Below are 18,206 nucleotides of genomic sequence, written 5' to 3'. Positions count from 1 at the left end.
TCCGTCCCCCGGACCTGACCCCTAGGTCTGTTTACTGGTTGTGGCTTCCGCCGGAAATTTGCCGAGCAATGCGTCGACCAGTTTTGAAAAACCAATGCCTTTCGACGATTTGATCATGACCACGTCGCCGGGCTTCAATGCCGACAACAGCACCGGCTTCAGGTCCTCAGCGCCGGCACGATACTCCGTCTTGATCTCGTCAGGCAGGATATCGGCCAGTGCTCGCATTTCCGGGCCACCGAGAAAGACCGTGCGCGTCTCGGTGCCGACGATGAGATCGGCAAGGGCGGCATGCAGCTTCGCCGAATGGTCGCCGAGTTCGAGCATGTCGCCGAGCACGGCGATGCGCCTGCCTTCGCCCGACACCGGCGTCGCGTTGAGCAGCGCCATCGCTGCATCCATCGACGCCGGGTTGGCATTGTAGCTTTCGTCGATCAGCGTGATCGGCCCCCTAGGGTGGCGCAGCACATGGCGCTTGCCACGGCCGCGTTCCGCCGACAGATCGGCCAGCGCCAAAGCCACCTTGGCAATGTCGGCGCCGACCAGATGTGCGGCACCCAGCACCGCCAGCACATTCTGCACCATGTGGCGGCCGGGCGCGCCAATGCGGGCAACAACCTCGTCGCCGCCGATCTTGGCGGTAATCGTCGAATGGTCGGCATGCAGCACGCATTTGACCAGCTTGAACGTCGAGCGTGCGTTTTCGCCGAAGCCAAAGACATGCTCGACGCCGGCGGCGTGCGCCATCTTGTCCAGCAGCTTCCAGCGCGGATCGTCGCGGTTGAGCAACGCCGCCCCGTCGGGCTCAAGCCCTTCGAAAATCTCGGCCTTGGCCTTGGCGATCTCGTCCAGATTGCGGAAGAAACCGAGATGAGCTGCCGCGATCAGTGTGACGATGGCGACATGCGGCCTGACCATCTTCACCAGCGGCCGGATTTCACCCGGATGGTTCATGCCGATCTCGAAGACGGCATAGTCGCAATCGGCAGGCATCCGCGCCAGCGTCAGCGGCACGCCCCAGTGGTTGTTGAACGACTGGGCCGACGCATGCACCTGGCCGACCGCGGACAGCACGTGGCGCAGCGCTTCCTTGGTGGTGGTCTTGCCTGCCGAGCCGGTCACCGCGATGATTTTGGCGTTTGAGCGCGCGCGGGCGGCAACGCCGAGCTTTTCCAGCGCCACAAGTACATCTTGTACGACGATCATCGGCGCCGTCAGCCGCCCGAGCGACGGCAGCTTGCCCTCGGCGACGACCAGCACGCCGGCGCCGGCCTTGATGGCGGCGGTGGCGAAATCATGGCCGTCCATCGCCTCGCCCTTGATGGCGAAGAAAGCGTCTCCGGGCTGCAGGCTACGGCTGTCGATCGAAATGCCTGATATGCCCTCCGGCATCGGACCGAGCGGCCGTCCGTCCATGGCGGCGACCAGCGCTTCGGCTGTCCACAGGAAACTCATGCCGCGCGCTCCCGCAGCGCCGAGCGCACTTCCTCATGATCGGAGAAATGAAACGTCTCGTCGCCTATGGTCTGGCCTTCCTCATGGCCTTTGCCGGCCACGATCAGCGTGTCGCCGGCGTGCAGCATGGCCACCGCCTGGTGGATCGCCTGGCGCCGGTCGCCGATCTCGATGGCGCCGGGCGCGGCAGCGAGGATGGCGGCGCGGATCGTTTCGGGCACTTCCGAACGCGGATTGTCGTCGGTGACGATGACGACATCGGCGAGCCGCGTCGCGACCTCGCCCATGATCGGTCGCTTGCCCCGGTCGCGGTCGCCGCCGCAGCCGAACACGACAATGACTCGGCCCGTGGTGAATGGACGCACCGAGGCGAGCACATTTTCCAGCGCGTCCGGCTTGTGAGCGTAGTCGACATAGACCGGCGCGCCATTGGCGGTGGTACCGACGAGATCGAGCCGGCCCGGCGCGCCTTTCAGTTTTTCCAATGCCATCAAGGCTTTGGCGGCAGGTGTTCCAGTCGAAATGGCGAGACCGGCCGAGACCAGCGCGTTCGCTATCTGGAAATCGCCGGCCAGCGGCAGATCGACCTCGTGCAGAACGCCATCGGCTTCGACCTCGGCGCGCTGGCGATGCCGCTCGTGTTCAACCCGCTTCAGCCGCAGGAAGTCGCCATGGCGGCCGACAGTGAGCACGGTCAAGCCCGCCGCCCGCGCCGCATGAACCGTCGGCTCCGACCACGGATCGTCGGCGAAGATGACGGCCGGCGCACCCTTGGGCAGCAGCGTATCGAACAGGCGCAATTTGGCGCGATGGTAGTCCTCGACGGTTGGATGATAATCCATGTGGTCGCGGCCGAGATTGGTGAAGCCGCCGGCCGCGAGCCTCACGCCGTCGAGGCGCCGCTGGTCGAGACCATGGCTGGATGCTTCCATCGACGCGTGGGTGACCCCGGCATCCGCCAATTCCTTGAGCAGCCTGTGCAACGCCACCGGGTCGGGCGTGGTCAGCGAGCCATACTCGTTGCGACCCGGCGCCACCACGCCGGTCGTGCCGATCGAAGCGGCGGCAAAGCCGGCCTGCTCCCAGATCTGGCGGGTGAAAGCGGCAACCGACGTCTTGCCGCTGGTTCCGGTCACCGCGACCATGGTTTGCGGCTGCCGGCCGAAGAAGCGGGCAGCACTCAGCGCCAGCGCCAGGCGCGGGTCATCGACGGCGAGAACCGGGACCGGCTGGCCGGCAATGGCGCTGGCCTTGCCCGTGACAATGGCTGCCGCGCCGCGGCTGGCGGCGTCGGCGGCATAGGTCGTGCCATCCGCCTTGGTTCCAGCGAGCGCGAAAAAGACGACGCCCGGTTCTACCTGGCGGGAATCCGACGAAATCCCGGTAACTTCCGTATCGAAGGAAGCAGTTCCCCCGACAGGCAGGATACCGGCTAGATCTTTCAGCTTCATCGAGTTCCGTTCATAGTAACAAAATAGCGCGCAGTTGCCGGCGCGCCCTAAGAATCACTGATAGGAAACCAGCGTTGCACCATTTTCATGGCTGAAATCTGGCTTCACGCCAAGCATTGAAGCCGCACGTCGGATAATGTTTGCGGCCATGACACCCGCATTCGAGGCAGCCGTCGCACCCATTCCGGGTTTTTCCGGCTTCGGTTCGTCGGCGATCGTCAGCACGATGTACTGCGGATCGTCCATCGGGAAGGCTGCGACGAAGGCGTTGAAATTCTTGTCTTTGGAGTAGCGGCCGTTGACGACCTTCTCCGCCGTTCCGGTCTTGCCGCCGACGCGGTAGCCCGGAACCCTGGCGTTCCTGCCCGAGCCCTTTTCAGCGTTGAGGGCATAGAGGTAGCGCATGCCCTCGACGGTCTTCTCGCTGACCACCTTCTTGGCCACCGACATCGCCTGCTCCTGCGTGCGCGGCAGGAAGGTCGGATCCATCAGATAGCCGCCGTTCATCAGCGCCGCGCAGCCGACCGCTGTCTGCAGCGGCGTCGTCGACACACCGTGGCCAAAGGCGATGGTGATCGAATTGACCTGTTTCCAGACTTTGGGCTCGGTCGGGCGGGCAACCTCCGGCAATTCCGTCTGCATCTTCTCGAGGATGCCCAGGCGATGCAGGAATTCGCGATGACCGTCGATGCCCACCGCTTCGGCTTCCTTGGCCGAACCGATGTTGGAGGAATAGATGAACACCTCCGGCACCGACAGCACGCGACCCTTGCCGTGGAAATCGTGAATGGTCTGGTGGCCGATCCTGATCGGGCGCGAAGCGTCGAACCGGCTTTCCAGCGTCACCTTGCCGGAATCGAGCGCCATGGCGGTGGTGAAGCTCTTGAAGGTCGAGCCCATTTCGTAGAGACCGGCCGACATGCGGTTCAGCCGGTCCTTGTCCTGTGCATTGTAGGGATTGTTGGGGTCGAAATCCGGCACCGAGGCCATCGCCACCACCTCACCGGTCTTGACGTTGAGCACGACGGCGCCGGCGGCGATGGCATGATATTTTTCCATGCCGGTGGCAATCTCGTCGCGCACGATGTGCTGGACACGCAAATCGATCGAAAGCTGCACCGGCTTCAAATCCCTGGCGATCGCCAGGCCCGAGGCCTGAAGGTCGCTCAACCCCTGCTCGTCGATGTACTTCTCCATGCCGGAGATGCCCTGGTTGTCGATGTTGGTGAGGCCGACGATGTAGGACGAGGTTTCACCGGCCGGATAGAACCGGCGCTTCTCGGTGCGGAAACCAAAGCCTGGAACGCCGAGCTGCATGATATCGGCCTGCTGCTTGGGCGTCAGCTGCCGCTGCAGCCAGACGAAGCCGGCGCCGCTCTTCAGCTTGTGATAGGTCTGCTCGTAGTCGATCTCGGGCAGCACCGTCGATAGTTTTTCGATCGCCTCATCGGCATCGACTATGCGGCGCGGTTCGGCAAACAGCGACGCCGTCTTGATGTCTGTCGCCAGCACTTCGCCGTTGCGGTCGACGATGTCGGGCCGCGACGCTGTAACCCGGCTCTGCGGCCCGCCCGACATGTCGGGATTCTGGAGGCCGAGATAGACCAGCCGCCCGGCAATGGTGGAAAAGATGCCGAAGAACACCGCCATCGTCATGACGATGCGGGTCTTGGCCTTGCCGCCGGTCGCCTTGCGCGCGCCTTCGACCACGATCGAACCGTCTTCGCCCGGCTTTGCGCGACGCTTCAGCAATCTGCTGATCATTTGAAGTTCGCTTATTACTGGAAGTTTGGCGATCATTGGACGATGCCTCCGGTCACCACGGGGTCCTTGCCGCCCAAGGGCCCTTTGCCAGAATTGTCAGCCATGCCGCCCAGCCGCTGCGACGACAGGTCCTGGATGTTGACCGGTTTTGCCGGCAGGTCGTCGATCCCGACAATCTGGCGTGCGTTGACCGGCTCGAGCGAGAGCTGAGATTTGTAGATTTCAGCGAGCTTTTGCAGGCGCGACGGCTGGGTGAGCAGGCTCCAGTCCGCCTTGAGCAGGTCGATCGTATCCTCCTCGTAGCGAATTTTCGCCTGGATCTTCTGCACCGCCGCCATTTGTTCCTCGGCCTCGCGCTTGGTCTTGTAGGTCAGGGCCGCAGCCGAAACCATGACGGCGATCAGGACTATGTCGCTGGTACGAAACACGTGCTCACCTCTCTCGCGGCCGATCGATGCCGGGAAGCTTTGGAAGGCCGAAAATCGAAAAATCACTGGTGCGCGCCGGCGCCTCGGTGCGGATCGCAGCGCGCAGTCTTGCCGAGCGCGCCCGCGGATTGGCTGAAATCTCGGCGTCATCAGGCGTCACGCCGCTGCCAGCCTTGCTGAAGGTCGCCATACGCGCCTGCGCTTCGGGCATGTGCCGCGAGCCGGTCGCGGCATCGGCGCGATCGGCGATGAAGCGCTTGACGATGCGGTCTTCCAGCGAATGGAATGTTACCACGGCAAGCCGCCCGCCCGGCTTCAGCGCGCGCTCGGCCGCAAACAGCGCTTTGGCGAGTTCGCCCAATTCATCGTTGACGAAAATGCGCAGCGCCTGGAAGACGCGGGTTGCCGGATGGATCTTGCCCTTGGGCGCACGGCCGATATGCGTCTCGATGGCATCGGCGAGGTCGAGCGTGCGCTCGAACGGATGTTTCTCGCGGCGGCTCTCGATCATGCGGGCGATACGGCCGGCATGGCGCTCTTCACCCAGGAAGCCGAAGATGCGGGCAAGGTCGCCCATTTTGAAGCCGTTGACGACATCGGCGGCACTGAGGCCGGCCTGCGCCATGCGCATGTCGAGAGGCCCGTCGGTGCGAAACGAGAACCCACGCTCCGCTTGGTCGATCTGCATCGAGGAGACGCCGATATCGAGCACCACCCCGTCGGCGCTCTCGACATGCTCGTCCAGCGTCGAGAACGGCGCTTGGACAAGCTTCAGCCTGCCGCCCGATTGCTGCTCGAGGAATCGTCCAGCCGCGATGGCGTCGGGATCACGGTCGATGGCCACGACCGAAGCGCCGATTGCCAGGATGGCTTTGGTGTAGCCGCCGGCGCCGAACGTGCCGTCGATGATCACGTCACCGGTTTTTGGTGAAAGCGCCTCCAGCACTTCTGCAAGGAGGACCGGAATGTGACGGGCCGGTCCGCCAGCGGCGTGAAGATCATCGCCGTGACCCGCCATCATTCCGGCCGCTCCCCAGGCTTCGTCCCCTGCCGAAGTTGCAAAAGCCGGGCGCGTGCTTGCGCTCCATAAGCGGCAAGCTGTCGCGGTTCCCAGATCTGAAAGAAATTGCCGCGGCCGACAAAAGCCACTTCCGCTGAAATGCCGGTGTGCTCGCGGATGAAATCGCTCATCGTGACGCGACCGTCCTGATCGAGCTTCAGGAAGGTTCCGTCGCCATGACAGAAGAACGACATGTCGTCCGCCGTCTGCAAAAAGGGATCTTCCAGTGCGATGCGTTGCTCGTAGCGGTCGAGCAGGTCCAGCCCGCCGACATCCATCGCCGGGACATCCAGGCAGCGCAGCGCATAGAGTTCCGAATAGCCGCGTTTCTGCACAACCGCGCGGAAATGCGCCGGAACGGAGACCCGCCCCTTCGCATCGATCCTGTTCACTGCGTTTGACAGAAACCGGTCCATTACGCGTTACAGCCGCTTCCGCCGCCGCACCCCTTTCCATCTTGTCGCCCGCGCCGCCGCAGCGCGGCCCCTGCCGAAAACTCGCTTCATTCGCAGAGGCGAAACCCCGCAAACGTACAGCCGCCGCGGCTGCCCGATTGGCGTACGCTTCACCCTGACGCGGAACGAAGGCTTTGGTATCGGAATGGGATATCATGGGGCACTATGGGCGTCAACGGGAACAGGCTTCACAAACGCACGCGCCACAACCGGTGAGAGCAGCTTTGACGGCACTCCCGTCTTTATCCTCCATTAAGCCTAACGAAGCGTTTAGAGCCCGTGTGGCCCAACCGGACGCCGCTTGCTGCGGATCGCCGCCCGGCATAGCGTCGGCCCGTATTTTCCCGACCAGAAACGAGGTTTGAAATCGATGTCCGAAACAGCAACGTCACGCGCCGCAGCACTTCCCCATCTGCGTCGCGACAGACTTGCCAAGGGCGATCCAATTCCGTTGCCCCTAACCATGGCGGCGATTTTTCACGCGCCTGGCGACGCTACCGGCTTTGATCAATACGGCCGCTTCAGCAATCCGACCTGGGACGCGGTCGAACACATGCTGGCGCATCTGGAAGACGCACCCTGCGTCGCCTTCCCCTCCGGGATGGCCGCGATCTCGGCAGTGTTTTTTGGATTGCTCAAGGCCGGCGATCGTATCCTGCTGCCTTCCGACGGTTACCACACCACAAGGGCGCTGGCGGAGCGCTTCCTCAAGCCGTTCGGTGTCGGCTACGATGTCCGGCCGACATCGAGCTTCCTCGACGGCGGCTTCGAGGGCTATCGCCTGGCCTTCGTCGAAACCCCCGCCAATCCGGGATTGGACATCTGCGACATCGCGGCAGTGGCCGAAGCCGCTCACGGCGCAGGCGCGATCCTTGTCGTCGACAACACGACAATGACACCGTTCGGCCAGCGCCCGCTCGATCTCGGCGCCGATATCGTCATTGCCGCCGACACCAAGGCGCCCAACGGCCATTCCGATGTGTTGTTCGGCCATGTCGCCAGCCGCAATGCGGACATCATCACTGCCGTGACCGACTGGCGCGAGACGTCAGGCGCCATTCCCGGGCCGTTCGAGGCGTGGCTGGTGCATCGTGGCCTCGAGACACTGGACGTGCGTTTCGACCGCATGTGCTCCTCGGCGGAGGTGATTGCGCGGCGGCTGAAAGACCATCGCGCGGTCAACGGCTTGCGCTTTCCCGGTCTGGAGAGCGACCCATCGCACAATCTCGCCCGCGCGCAGATGGAGCGCTTCGGCTTTCTCATCTCCTTCGAGCTCGCCTCTGAGGACAAGGCCGAGGATTTCATCAACAGCTGCGCGTTGATGCAAGCCGCGACGTCCTTCGGCGGCGTCCATACCTCGGCCGAACGGCGCTCGAAAAGAGGAGATGCGGTTGCGCCCGGCTTCGTTCGCCTGTCGATCGGTTGCGAGCCAGTGGAAGAGCTTTGGCAGGCGATCGAAGCGTCGCTCGACGGCATAAGCACCTAACGGATCGATCAGGAATTCACGTCGTCGGCTTCGATCTTGCGCCGGCCATGCAGCACGCGAATGATTCGATCGCATCTTCGCCGACACGATAGAGGGTGAGATATTCGCCGACGACCAGATGGCGGACACCGGGCATGATTTCGTCGCGGGGTGCGCCGGAGAAAGGAAAAGTTGCGAGTTGTTGGCAGCGATTGTCGATCCTATCGATCAGACGATCCGCTGCAGCCTCATTGTCCTGCGCGACATGCAGCCAGATCGCGATCAAATCGTCTTCTGCTTGCGGGGATCGGATGATCGGCAGCAGATTCATGCTGCGTTGTTGGATTTCAAGCGCCTGCGGGCCTCAGCCTTGATGTCATCGATCGAGGCAAACCGTCCTGGCCCGCTCTCAATCCCCTCTTGCACCAGTTTGCGCAACTCCTCGACCGTATAGCCCAGCAGGTCGCGCCGGTCCTTCCACTGCCTGAGCGCATCGCGGATCACTTCACTGACAGATGCGTATTCGCCGGCTGCCACCACACCGTCGACCGCTGCCGCCAGTTCCGGCGAAAGCGTGATGCTGCGTTTGTCGACATGGCCCATGATAAGCTCCGACGCTGTCCATTTGTCTATGGTACGATTTAATCGCACCAACTTCAAGAACGGCCGTAGTTTCCTTGGCGCATTCGACAGAGCTGATTCATTTTCGAAGGCTCCTGACCCGACAGGCGCGCCCGAAGGCGCAACATGCTGATATCGAGAGATTTCAGCATGTCATCGGGGAAGAAAATTGCCAGCTGGCCTGTAAGCCGGGTTCTGTATGGCCCTCGCCCCTTGCGGCGCGAGAACGTGGCGGCCATTCATCTTGGGCGCATGTTGCCATGCGACCTCACGCAACCTACCCGGACGGTGAGCCGGAAACAGCCCTCGAAGGTTTCCCCTCGCACCGTCCCTATTCGGTCTTGCTCCCGGTGGGGTTTACCGTGCCGCTCCTGTCGCCAGTCGCGCGGTGGGCTCTTACCCCACCCTTTCACCCTTGCCTCGGATCCCGGCGGCCTTGCGGACGCCGGATGCCGTGGCGGTTTGCTTTCTGTGGCACTTTCCCTGGGGTCGCCCCCGCCGGCCATTAACCGGCACCGTGTCTCCATGGAGCCCGGACTTTCCTCACCCGCAGCCTTTCGGCTTCGCGGGTGCGGCCGCCCGGCCAGCTGGCAAGGCGTATAAAGGGGTTCACGCCTGAAAACGCAAACAAAAAAACAGGGTTATGCCGGCGATCCAAGCGCGGCCATCTGCACCTTGACCTTGCCGCAATAGGCGGCGGACACCGGGTTCATCCGCTTGGCGGCGTGGCCGGCATTGTATTTCAGGATTGTGCCACAGGTCGTGCCGCCACCGAGGTCCCGCGCCATGGCAAGGTATTTCATGCCATATCTGATGTTGGTGTCGGGATTGAACAAGCCCTTGACCGAGCCGCTGTAGCCCATCATCCGCGCTGTCGCCGGCTTGATCTGCATCAGGCCGATCTCGCCGGCGCCGCCGACCTCATTCGGCTGATAGTTGCTTTCGATCTTGATGACGGCGTTGGCGAGCGAGACCGGCACCCCGTACATTGCGGCATAACGCGCGACGATCGCAGAATACTGCCCGCTGCCGCTGGCTGCCTGCGATATCGATATCGCTGCGTTCTTCGGACCGATCGACGCCGTTGTCGTCAGATCGACGGTTTTCCTGTTGCGTTTGGTATGCCTTGAAGTCGGCTTCTTCTTTTTTACGGCAGCTGCCTTTTCCGCTTTTGCGGTGGCGGTTCTCTTTACCTTTGCACCATTCGCCTTTGCACCATGGGCCGCTTTCGGCATGGCGGCTTTGGCGGGTGCGACGATGAAACCCTGGTCTGCCCTCTGGCTTAACGGCGCGCTATTCGCCGCGCCGATGGCAAAAGTCATTACGCCGGCAGCAACAGCTGCCGTTACAACGGTCAATTTCTGCATGTGATCCTGTTCTGTCTGAACCGCGTGAAGATCTTCACGCAGCAACGCCTAATCAATATCGGGACATCTGGGAGGATGGAGGTCCGATAACTTGCACGGACTGCCTTTGACGGTCGAATTGGCATCAAAGAAGGCGCGGCAAGTCACTTTGAGTGACAGATTGTAATTTGACGACCTGGAAAAGACTATTTGGACAAAGCTGTCCTGACGGAAGCCAGCAGCCTTTGCAGCGTCCGGATTGTCGATCCGTCGGCCACGCCGTCGACCAGGCGCGGCCGGAAATGGCGTTGAAACGCCTCGACCACGATTTCGGTCTGCCGGTCGAAAGCGCCTGATATCTCCACGTCATAACCGTAGAGCGCCAGCATCGACTGCAGCGCCTCGACTTCGGTACCCGCATCGCCGACCTTCAGCACAGCGCTACGCCTGATCGGCGCTGCCATGACGAGATGACCGACACCGGCAGCAAAAAGGGTCTTCCACGGGAATTTCTCGCCTGGATCGATCTTGCGGCCCGGAGCCACGTCGGAATGGGCAAGCACCCGTTGGGCCGGAATGGAATGACGCCTGATGATCCCCGAGCACAAAGCGGTCACCGCATCGATCTGTCGTCGGGGAAAGCCGGGATAGCCGAGCGTATGTCCCGGATTGACGATCTCGATGCCAACCGAACAGGAGTTGATGTCCGTGCGTCCGAACCAGGAACTATTGCCGGCATGCCAAGCACGGTCGCTTTCCCTGACCATCTGGATGATGCGACCGTCCTCGTGGACGAGATAGTGCGCCGAGACCTCGCTGGCCGGATCGCAGAGCCATGCCTCGGCACCAGTGCCTGTCGCCATACCCGTATAGTGCAGCACGATCATGTCGGGCTTGAGCGTCTCGCGCCGCGGCCCAAAATTCGGCGATACCCTTACCTCGGCGTTCGGCTCGTCAGGCAGGAAGCCGCTCATGCGTGCCGCAGGCCTCGCTCGATCATCTCATAGGCCGTATTGATCGCCGCGAGCCTGGTCGTTGCGATCTTGATGAACTCCTGCGGCAGGCCGCGCGCGATCAGCCGGTCCGGATGGTTGTCCGAGACCAGCTTGCGGTAACGCTTGCGGACCTCTTCGAAAGACTTGCCGCGCTCGATGCCGAGCACGACATAGGGATCCCCCGCGCCGAGGTTGACGTGTCGCGCCAGGATGCTCTGGTAATGCGCCTCTTCGATACGGAATATTTCGGCGATGCGATGCAGGAACAGGCCTTCGTGCTCGTGGATCAGCCCGTCAGCCTTGGCAATGTGGAACAGGCCGTCGAGTATGTCTTCCAACATCGCGCAGTTCGAATGGCCCGAGCCGCAAAGCTGCGCCATCCGCGCGGCATAGGTCTCGAACCCGGCAACATCGCGTTTGGCCAGGTCGTAGAGCCGTGCCACATTGCGCCGCTGCTCCTTCGGCACATCGAAAATTTCCTGGAAGGCGCGCACCTCATCCTGGGTGACGATGCCATCGGCCTTGGCCATCTTGGCCGACAGCGCGATCATCGCCACCGAGAAGGCAACGCGCCGGCGCAGATCGGCATCGCCGGAGAAAACTGTGCGCACGGCCTCGACGACGTCGGCGACACCCGACGACGCTGAAGACGAAACGCGCACGATGAACTCGCCGAGGCGATCCCAAATCGACATCAACACCTATTAGGGCCAACCGACCATCGCTATCAAGCGAAGACAGTGCCGCAGGTCCTGGCACAACCAATTGGGTACAATCGCCTTTGCGGGAAGCCTGATGTGGCTTCAGCTCGCGTACTCATGGAAACCAGCAGAACGCAGCCAAGAAGGTGTCATGACGCAGAAAGGCCGGCTTGAAGCCGGCCTTCCTTGCTCATCACATAAACTCAACTAGTCACAAAACTACTGCGCAGGGGCAGGAGCTGGCGTTGCCGGAGCCGGCTCGGCAGGCTTGGTAGCATCAGGCGCCGCCGGCTGCATTGGCTGTTCGGTTGCCGGCGGATTAGTGCTCTCTGTGGTGGTGTTGTCCGTGCCACTGTCACTGCAGGCTGCTACGCCGAGCAGGGCAAGCGCCGAAACCGACGCGAGAATGAGTTTCTTCATGATATCTCTCCTTCTAAAAAACGCTCTCGTTTCCGTGAGCGGTCGAAGAGAAAATGCTTCAGATGGCCATGAGTTTCGTAACGTTGCGTTTCCGCATGTAACATCAAGCGCTTGGCTGTTGCCGGCCAAACCATTGCGAACTAACAGATTGTATCGATGAAACTGCCGAGAACATGCCGCATGACCGCAAAATGGGATTTCTGGATCGACCGCGGCGGCACTTTCACCGATGTGATCGGCCGTGATCCGGAAGGCGAGTTGCATCCAAGAAAACTCCTGTCGGAGAACCCCGAAGCCTATGCCGACGCCGCCATCCAGGGCATTCGCGACTTGCTCGGATTGAAACCCGGCGCCGCCATCCCATCCGGCCTGATCGGCGACATAAAGATGGGCACGACGGTTGCCACCAACGCGCTGCTCGAGCGCAAGGGCGATCGCGTGCTGCTGCTCATCACCAGGGGTTTTCGCGATGCGCTGAAGATCGCCTACCAGGCGCGACCCGACATCTTCGCCAAGGAGATCATTCTTCCCGAACAGCTCTATGAACGCGTCATCGAGATCGACGAGCGCGTGCGGGCCGACGGCAGCGTTGAACGCCTGCTCGACATCGCAGCCTGCCGGCCGGCGATCGAGCAGGCCAAGGCCGATGGCATCGATGCCGTCGCCATCGTCTTCATGCATGCGTGGAAATATCCAGACCACGAGAAGGCGGTTGCAAAGGTCTGCAGGAAACTCGGTTTTTCACAGGTCTCGGTCAGCCACGAGGTCTCGCCGCTGATCAAGCTGGTCGGCCGCGGCGACACCACCGTGGTCGACGCCTATCTGTCGCCGATCCTGTCGAGGTATGTACAAAGGGTGGCTAGGGAATTGGGTGTTTTCTCCCCCCTCGAGGGGGAGATGTCGGAGAAGTCGACAGAGGGGGTCGCCCAAGGCGGCACGGGGCCTAAAAGAGCGTCGAGCACCGCCGAGACGACCCCACCCGGCGGCTTCGCCGCCACCCTCCCCTCAAGAGGGAGGGAATCCCCTCGCCTCATGTTCATGATGTCGTCCGGCGGCCTCACCGCCGCTGACATGTTCCAGGGCAAGGACGCGCTTCTGTCCGGCCCCGCGGGCGGCGTCGTCGGCATGGTCGAGACGGCGAAGCTGGCCGGCTTCGAAAAGGTCATCGGCTTCGACATGGGCGGCACCTCGACCGACGTCGCGCACTATGACGGTGAGTACGAGCGCGCCTTCGACACCGAGGTCGCCGGCGTGCGCATCCGCGCACCGATGATGCGCATCCACACCGTTGCCGCCGGCGGTGGTTCGATCCTGCACTACGAGGCCGGCCGCTTCCGCGCCGGCCCTGATTCCGCAGGCGCCAATCCCGGCCCGACCGCCTACCGGCGTGGCGGCCCGCTGGCTGTCACCGACGCCAATGTCATGCTGGGCAAGCTGCAGCCGGATTTCTTCCCGGCCATTTTCGGGCCCGGCCAGAACGAGCCGCTCGACGTGGACACCGTGCGCGAAAAATTCACCGCGCTCGCCGCCGAAATCGGCGATGACCGGACGCCGGAGGCGGTCGCCGAAGGTTTCGTCACCATCGCTGTCGAAAACATGGCCAACGCCATCAAGAAGATTTCCGTCCAGCGCGGCTATGACGTCACCGAATATCTGCTCAATTGCTTCGGTGGCGCCGGCGGCCAGCACGCCTGCCTCGTTGCCGATGCGCTCGGCATGGAGGCGGTATTGATCCACCCCTTCTCCGGCCTGCTTTCGGCCTATGGCATCGGACTGTCCTCGGTTTTTGCCTCGCGCCAGCAGGCGCTGCTGAAACCTCTCACCGACGACTCCAGGCCGGCAATCGACGATCTCATCGCGAGCCTGCGAAAGTCCGTCATCGGGGAACTCGCAGCGCAAGGCATCGCCGAGGACGCTATTGCCTCGAAACCGGTGCTGCAGATCCGCTACGACGGCACCGACACCGCCCTGCCGGTGAATTTCGGGCATGGCTCGATTTCACAGGCCAGGCGCGATTTCGAAACGGCCCACAAGGCGCAATTCGGCTTCGTCTATGAGGACAAGCCGATGATTGTCGAATCCGTCGGCGTCGAGGGCACCGATACCGGTGGCACCGGTCGTGACGAAAGCGATTCAGATCTTGAAGACATCGCTGCAAACCTTTCCCAGGTGAGAAAAATCTTTTCCGACGGCGTCTGGTGCGACGCCGACATCTTCCGCCGCGAAGCGCTCAGGCCCGGACACAAGGTCGCCGGCCCTGCTTTGATAATCGAGCGTAATCAGACCATTGTCGTCGAGCTCGGCTGGCAGGCCGAGATCACCGCCAAGAACCATGTGCTCCTCCGCCGCATCGAGGAGAAGCAACGGCAGGCGGCGCTGGGCACCAAGGCCGATCCGGTGATGCTGGAAGTCTTCAACAATCTCTTCATGTCGATTGCCGAACAGATGGGCGTGACGCTGCAGAACACCGCCTATTCGGTCAACATCAAGGAGCGGCTGGATTTCTCGTGTGCCGTCTTCGACCGCACCGGCGCGCTGGTCGCCAACGCCCCGCATATGCCGGTGCATCTCGGCTCGATGGACCGTTCGGTCGAGACCATCATCCGGCTGAACTCCGGTGACATCCATCCCGGCGACGTCTTTGCCCTCAACGCGCCTTACAATGGCGGCACGCATCTGCCAGACATAACCGTCGTCACGCCCGTGTTTTCCCTCCCCCTTGAGGGGAGGGTGGCCGCGCAGCGGCCGGGTGGGGTCCTCTCAGAAGGCACCGCAAGAACGTCGAGCACTGCCGCAACGACCCCCTCCGGCGGCTCCGCCGCCACCTCCCCCTCAAGGGGGGAGGAGATAATCTTCTGGGTTGCCTCGCGCGGCCACCATGCCGACATCGGCGGCACGGCGCCCGGTTCGATGACGCCGCTCGCCACCACGGTCGATGAGGAAGGCGTTCTCTTCGACAATTTCCGCATCGTCGATCGCGGCCGGTTCCGCGAGAAGGAACTGCACACGCTGCTCACCGACCATCGCTGGCCGGCACGCAACCCGCACCAGAACATCGCCGACCTCAAGGCGCAGATCGCCGCCAATGAGAAGGGCGTAGCCGAGCTGCGCAAGATGGTCGCGCATTTCGGCCTCGGCGTGGTCGAAGCCTATATGGGCCATGTCCAGGACAACGCGGCCGAGAGCGTGCGGCGCGTGCTGGAGCGCCTGCCCGACAGTTCTGAATACGAGTATCCAACCGACACCGGCCAAGTCATCAAGGTGAAGATATCAGTCGACCGGCAAAAGCGCGAAGCGACGGTCGACTTCACCGGCACATCACCGGTCATGAAGAACAATTTCAACGCGCCCGAGCCGGTCGCCCGCGCAGCCGTGCTCTATGTCTTCCGCGTCATGGTCGAGGACATGATCCCGATGAATGCCGGGTGTCTGCGGCCCATCAACATCATTATCCCCGATGGCTGCATGCTGAAGCCGGCCTATCCGGCGGCAGTGGTCGCCGGCAATGTCGAGACCTCGCAGCATGTCACCAACGCGCTGTTCGGCGCCATGGGCGCGATGGCCAACGCGCAAGGCACGATGAACAACCTCACCTTCGGCAACAAGCAGTACCAGTATTACGAGACGATCTGCTCCGGCTCACCGGCTGGACAAATGAATTCGGGCCGCGGCTTTGCCGGCACCTCCGGCGTCCATACGCACATGACCAATTCGCGTCTCACCGATCCGGAAGTGCTGGAACTGCGCTTTCCCGTCCTGCTCGAGGATTTCCACATCCGCGAAGGCTCCGGCGGCAAGGGCCGATGGAGTGCCGGCGACGGCACCAAACGCACCATCCGCTTCCTCGAAAAGATGGAATGCGCAATCCTGTCCTCGCATCGCAACCGCCCGCCGCAAGGCCTGGACGGCGGTGGTGACGGCGAAGTCGGTTCGACCAAGGTCCGTCGCAAGAACGGTGCGATCGACGTGCTGAAGGCCTGCGACCAGACGGTGCTCGACGCCGGTGAGGCCGTCATCCTGACGACGCCGACGCCGGGAGGATTCGGCAGGGCCTGAACTCACGTCAACAGGCTGTCACCGGCCTGTCATACCGCTGCGTTACCCGCTTGCGCCAAAGCAAACGGGGAATCAGCTTGCCATGACGGACGTTTCCGCAGATCTGGTTTTTCGCCGCGGCAAGGAAGTTGGAAAAGCCGTCTACCAGAACCGCCCGCTGTCGAAGGCTGGCCTCTCCGAGCGGCTCTTCGCCTTCCTGTTTTCCGGCCTCGTCTATCCGCAGATCTGGGAAGATCCTGACGTCGACATGGAGGCCATGCAGCTTGGCCAGGGCCACCGCGTCGTCACCATCGCCTCCGGCGGCTGCAACATCCTCGCCTATCTCACCCGGTCGCCGGAAAGCATCGATGCCGTCGATCTCAACGCCGCCCACATCGCGCTGAACCGCATGAAGCTCGAGGCGGTGCGCCATTTGCCGTCGCAGGGCGACCTGTTCCGCTTCTTCGGCACTGCCGAGACCCGTCACAATTCGCAAGCCTACGACCGCTTCATCGCGCCGCATCTCGACCCGGTCAGCCGTCACTACTGGGAGCGTCGCAGCTGGCGCGGCCGTCGCCGCATCGCCGTATTCGACCGCAATTTCTACCAGACTGGCCTGCTCGGCCTGTTCATCGCCATGGGCCACCGCACGGCCAAGTTCTTCGGCGTCGATCCCGCAGGGATCATGGGAGCCAAAAATCTGGCCGACCAGCGCCGCTTCTTCAACGAGGAGCTGGCGCCGGTCTTCGAAAAACCGCTGCTGAAATGGGCGACCTCGCGCAAGGCCTCGCTGTTTGGCCTCGGCATTCCGCCGGCGCAGTACGATTCGCTGATCACCTCGGGTGACGGCACCATGGCCAGCGTGCTGAAAGCCCGCCTCGAAAAGCTCGCCTGCGACTTTCCCTTGAAGGCCAACTATTTCGCCTGGCAGGCATTTGCCCGCCGCTATCCCAATCCCGGCGAGGCTGCCCTGCCCGCCTATCTGGAGAAGCGCAACTACGAGACGATCCGCAACAATGTCGATCGTGTCGCCATCCACCACGCCAATCTGATCGAATTCCTCGCCGGCAAGGATGCCGGTTCCGTCGATCGCTTCATCCTGCTCGACGCACAGGACTGGATGACCGACGACCAGCTCAATGCACTGTGGTCCGAGATCACCCGCACAGCATCCACCGGCGCCCGCGTCATCTTCCGCACCGCTGCCGAGCCCAGCCTGCTGCCCGGTCGCGTCTCCCATTCGCTGCTCGACCAGTGGAGCTACGAGGACGAGGCATCGCGCGAGTATTCGGCCCGCGATCGCTCGGCCATCTATGGCGGCTTCCACCTCTATGTGAAGCGCGCATGAGCACGACGGAAATGCCGTCCAACCATGCCGAACTGATGGACGGCGTCTACCGCTGGCAGCGCCATTTCTACGACCTGACCCGCAAATACTACCTGCTCGGCCGTGACCGGCTGATATCAGGGCTGGTTGTGCCGGCCGGCGGCACGGTGCTGGAACTCGGCTGCGGCACCGGCCGCAACATCGTCCTTGCCGCCCGCCGCTATCCCGACGCCCACTTCTTCGGCCTCGACATTTCGGCCGAGATGCTGGAGACGGCCACAGCCGCCATCGCCCGCGACGGCCTGTCCGGCCGCGTCACGTTGGCGCGCGGCGACGCCACCGATTTCGATGCCAAGGCGCTGTTTGGCATGGAAAGTTTCGACCGCATTTTCGTCTCGTATTCGCTGTCGATGATCCCCAACTGGGAGAAGACGGTTGCGGCGGCACTCGCCGCGCTTGCACCCGGCGGCTCCCTGCATGTCGTCGATTTCGGCCAGCAGGAAGGCCTGCCGCGCTGGTTCCGGGCTCTGCTTCGTGGCTGGCTCAGGAAATTCCATGTCGCGCCGCGTGAATCTCTGCGCGAAGTTCTGGAATCGGATTCTCGGCGAATCGGCGCAACCTTCCGTTTCCGCACACTTTATCGCGGCTATGCGTGGCTCGCTGTGGTCGAGCCCCGCAAATAG

At 62.6% G+C, this 18,206-nt stretch carries 16 protein-coding genes and 1 other RNA gene; 4 read left to right on the top strand and 13 right to left on the bottom strand.

Annotated features, from left to right (window positions below):
* Positions 1 to 21 precede the first annotated feature (21 nt).
* The 6 genes from LHFGNBLO_RS19305 to mraZ are packed head-to-tail and all read right to left on the bottom strand — an operon-like array spanning position 22 to position 6,574.
* Positions 22 to 1,455: a UDP-N-acetylmuramoylalanyl-D-glutamyl-2,6-diaminopimelate--D-alanyl-D-alanine ligase gene (locus LHFGNBLO_RS19305; protein WP_258600813.1), complete on the bottom strand. Its 1,434-nt coding sequence runs from the start codon at positions 1,453 to 1,455 to the stop codon at positions 22 to 24.
* Positions 1,452 to 2,906, bottom strand: coding sequence for a UDP-N-acetylmuramoyl-L-alanyl-D-glutamate--2,6-diaminopimelate ligase (locus LHFGNBLO_RS19300; protein WP_258600812.1), 1,455 nt, complete (start codon positions 2,904 to 2,906; stop codon positions 1,452 to 1,454). Before LHFGNBLO_RS19300 ends, LHFGNBLO_RS19305 begins: the two co-directional genes overlap by 4 nt.
* A 54-nt stretch (positions 2,907 to 2,960) precedes the next feature.
* A complete protein-coding gene (locus LHFGNBLO_RS19295; RefSeq protein WP_258600811.1) occupies positions 2,961 to 4,670 on the bottom strand; it encodes a peptidoglycan D,D-transpeptidase FtsI family protein in 1,710 nt (569 codons plus the stop codon).
* A 32-nt stretch (positions 4,671 to 4,702) separates the two neighbouring features.
* Positions 4,703 to 5,098 carry a hypothetical protein gene (locus LHFGNBLO_RS19290; protein WP_258600810.1) on the bottom strand — a complete coding sequence of 132 codons (396 nt, stop codon included), beginning with the start codon at positions 5,096 to 5,098 and terminating at the stop codon, positions 4,703 to 4,705.
* A 4-nt stretch (positions 5,099 to 5,102) separates the two neighbouring features.
* Positions 5,103 to 6,119: a 16S rRNA (cytosine(1402)-N(4))-methyltransferase RsmH gene (rsmH, locus tag LHFGNBLO_RS19285; RefSeq protein ID WP_258600809.1), complete on the bottom strand. Its 1,017-nt coding sequence runs from the start codon at positions 6,117 to 6,119 to the stop codon at positions 5,103 to 5,105.
* Positions 6,116 to 6,574, bottom strand: coding sequence for a division/cell wall cluster transcriptional repressor MraZ (gene mraZ / locus LHFGNBLO_RS19280; protein WP_258600808.1), 459 nt, complete (start codon positions 6,572 to 6,574; stop codon positions 6,116 to 6,118). Before mraZ ends, rsmH begins: the two co-directional genes overlap by 4 nt.
* Before the next feature lie 409 nt (positions 6,575 to 6,983).
* Here mraZ and LHFGNBLO_RS19275 point away from each other — a divergent pair, with 409 nt between their 5' ends.
* Positions 6,984 to 8,099 (top strand): cystathionine gamma-lyase, encoded by a 1,116-nt coding sequence (locus LHFGNBLO_RS19275; RefSeq protein ID WP_258600807.1) that lies wholly within the window; start codon positions 6,984 to 6,986, stop codon positions 8,097 to 8,099.
* 16 nt (positions 8,100 to 8,115) lie between these two features.
* Here the strand turns inward: LHFGNBLO_RS19275 and LHFGNBLO_RS19270 are convergent, their stop codons facing one another.
* The 7 genes from LHFGNBLO_RS19270 to LHFGNBLO_RS19240 all read right to left on the bottom strand — a co-directional run bounded on the left by LHFGNBLO_RS19270 (position 8,116) and on the right by LHFGNBLO_RS19240 (position 12,161).
* Complete coding sequence (locus tag LHFGNBLO_RS19270; protein WP_319944170.1) at positions 8,116 to 8,409, bottom strand: type II toxin-antitoxin system RelE/ParE family toxin; 294 nt, start codon at positions 8,407 to 8,409, stop codon at positions 8,116 to 8,118.
* The gene (locus tag LHFGNBLO_RS19265) at positions 8,406 to 8,681 is read right to left on the bottom strand and encodes a type II toxin-antitoxin system ParD family antitoxin (protein WP_258600806.1); all 276 of its coding nucleotides are present in this window, start codon (positions 8,679 to 8,681) and stop codon (positions 8,406 to 8,408) included. The genes LHFGNBLO_RS19270 and LHFGNBLO_RS19265 overlap by 4 nt, the downstream gene beginning before the upstream one ends.
* 186 nt (positions 8,682 to 8,867) lie before the next feature.
* Positions 8,868 to 9,290, bottom strand: an RNA gene (gene rnpB, locus LHFGNBLO_RS19260) — RNase P RNA component class A.
* Positions 9,291 to 9,340: 50 nt separating this feature from the next.
* A complete protein-coding gene (locus LHFGNBLO_RS19255; RefSeq protein ID WP_258600804.1) occupies positions 9,341 to 10,066 on the bottom strand; it encodes a lytic transglycosylase domain-containing protein in 726 nt (241 codons plus the stop codon).
* Positions 10,067 to 10,251: 185 nt separating this feature from the next.
* Positions 10,252 to 11,019, bottom strand: coding sequence for an N-acetylmuramoyl-L-alanine amidase (locus LHFGNBLO_RS19250; RefSeq protein ID WP_258600803.1), 768 nt, complete (start codon positions 11,017 to 11,019; stop codon positions 10,252 to 10,254).
* Positions 11,016 to 11,735 (bottom strand): J domain-containing protein, encoded by a 720-nt coding sequence (locus LHFGNBLO_RS19245; protein WP_258600802.1) that lies wholly within the window; start codon positions 11,733 to 11,735, stop codon positions 11,016 to 11,018. Before LHFGNBLO_RS19245 ends, LHFGNBLO_RS19250 begins: the two co-directional genes overlap by 4 nt.
* 225 nt (positions 11,736 to 11,960) lie before the next feature.
* The gene (locus LHFGNBLO_RS19240) at positions 11,961 to 12,161 is read right to left on the bottom strand and encodes a hypothetical protein (protein WP_258600800.1); all 201 of its coding nucleotides are present in this window, start codon (positions 12,159 to 12,161) and stop codon (positions 11,961 to 11,963) included.
* 180 nt (positions 12,162 to 12,341) lie between these two features.
* Here LHFGNBLO_RS19240 and LHFGNBLO_RS19235 point away from each other — a divergent pair, with 180 nt between their 5' ends.
* The 3 genes from LHFGNBLO_RS19235 (at position 12,342) to LHFGNBLO_RS19225 (ending at position 18,206) form a co-directional block, all read left to right on the top strand.
* The gene (locus LHFGNBLO_RS19235) at positions 12,342 to 16,217 is read left to right on the top strand and encodes a hydantoinase B/oxoprolinase family protein (protein WP_258600799.1); all 3,876 of its coding nucleotides are present in this window, start codon (positions 12,342 to 12,344) and stop codon (positions 16,215 to 16,217) included.
* A gap of 82 nt (positions 16,218 to 16,299) precedes the next feature.
* On the top strand, positions 16,300 to 17,544 hold the full coding sequence (locus LHFGNBLO_RS19230; protein WP_258600798.1) for a DUF3419 family protein: 1,245 nt from the start codon (positions 16,300 to 16,302) through the stop codon (positions 17,542 to 17,544).
* A complete protein-coding gene (locus tag LHFGNBLO_RS19225) occupies positions 17,541 to 18,206 on the top strand; it encodes a class I SAM-dependent methyltransferase (RefSeq protein WP_258600797.1) in 666 nt (221 codons plus the stop codon). The genes LHFGNBLO_RS19230 and LHFGNBLO_RS19225 overlap by 4 nt, the downstream gene beginning before the upstream one ends.

The organism is Mesorhizobium sp. AR10 (genome assembly GCF_024746795.1).
Taxonomy (GTDB): Bacteria; Pseudomonadota; Alphaproteobacteria; order Rhizobiales; family Rhizobiaceae; genus Mesorhizobium.
The sequence above is the reverse complement of the archived record's forward strand: the minus strand, read 5'-3'. Positions and strand labels throughout refer to the sequence as shown.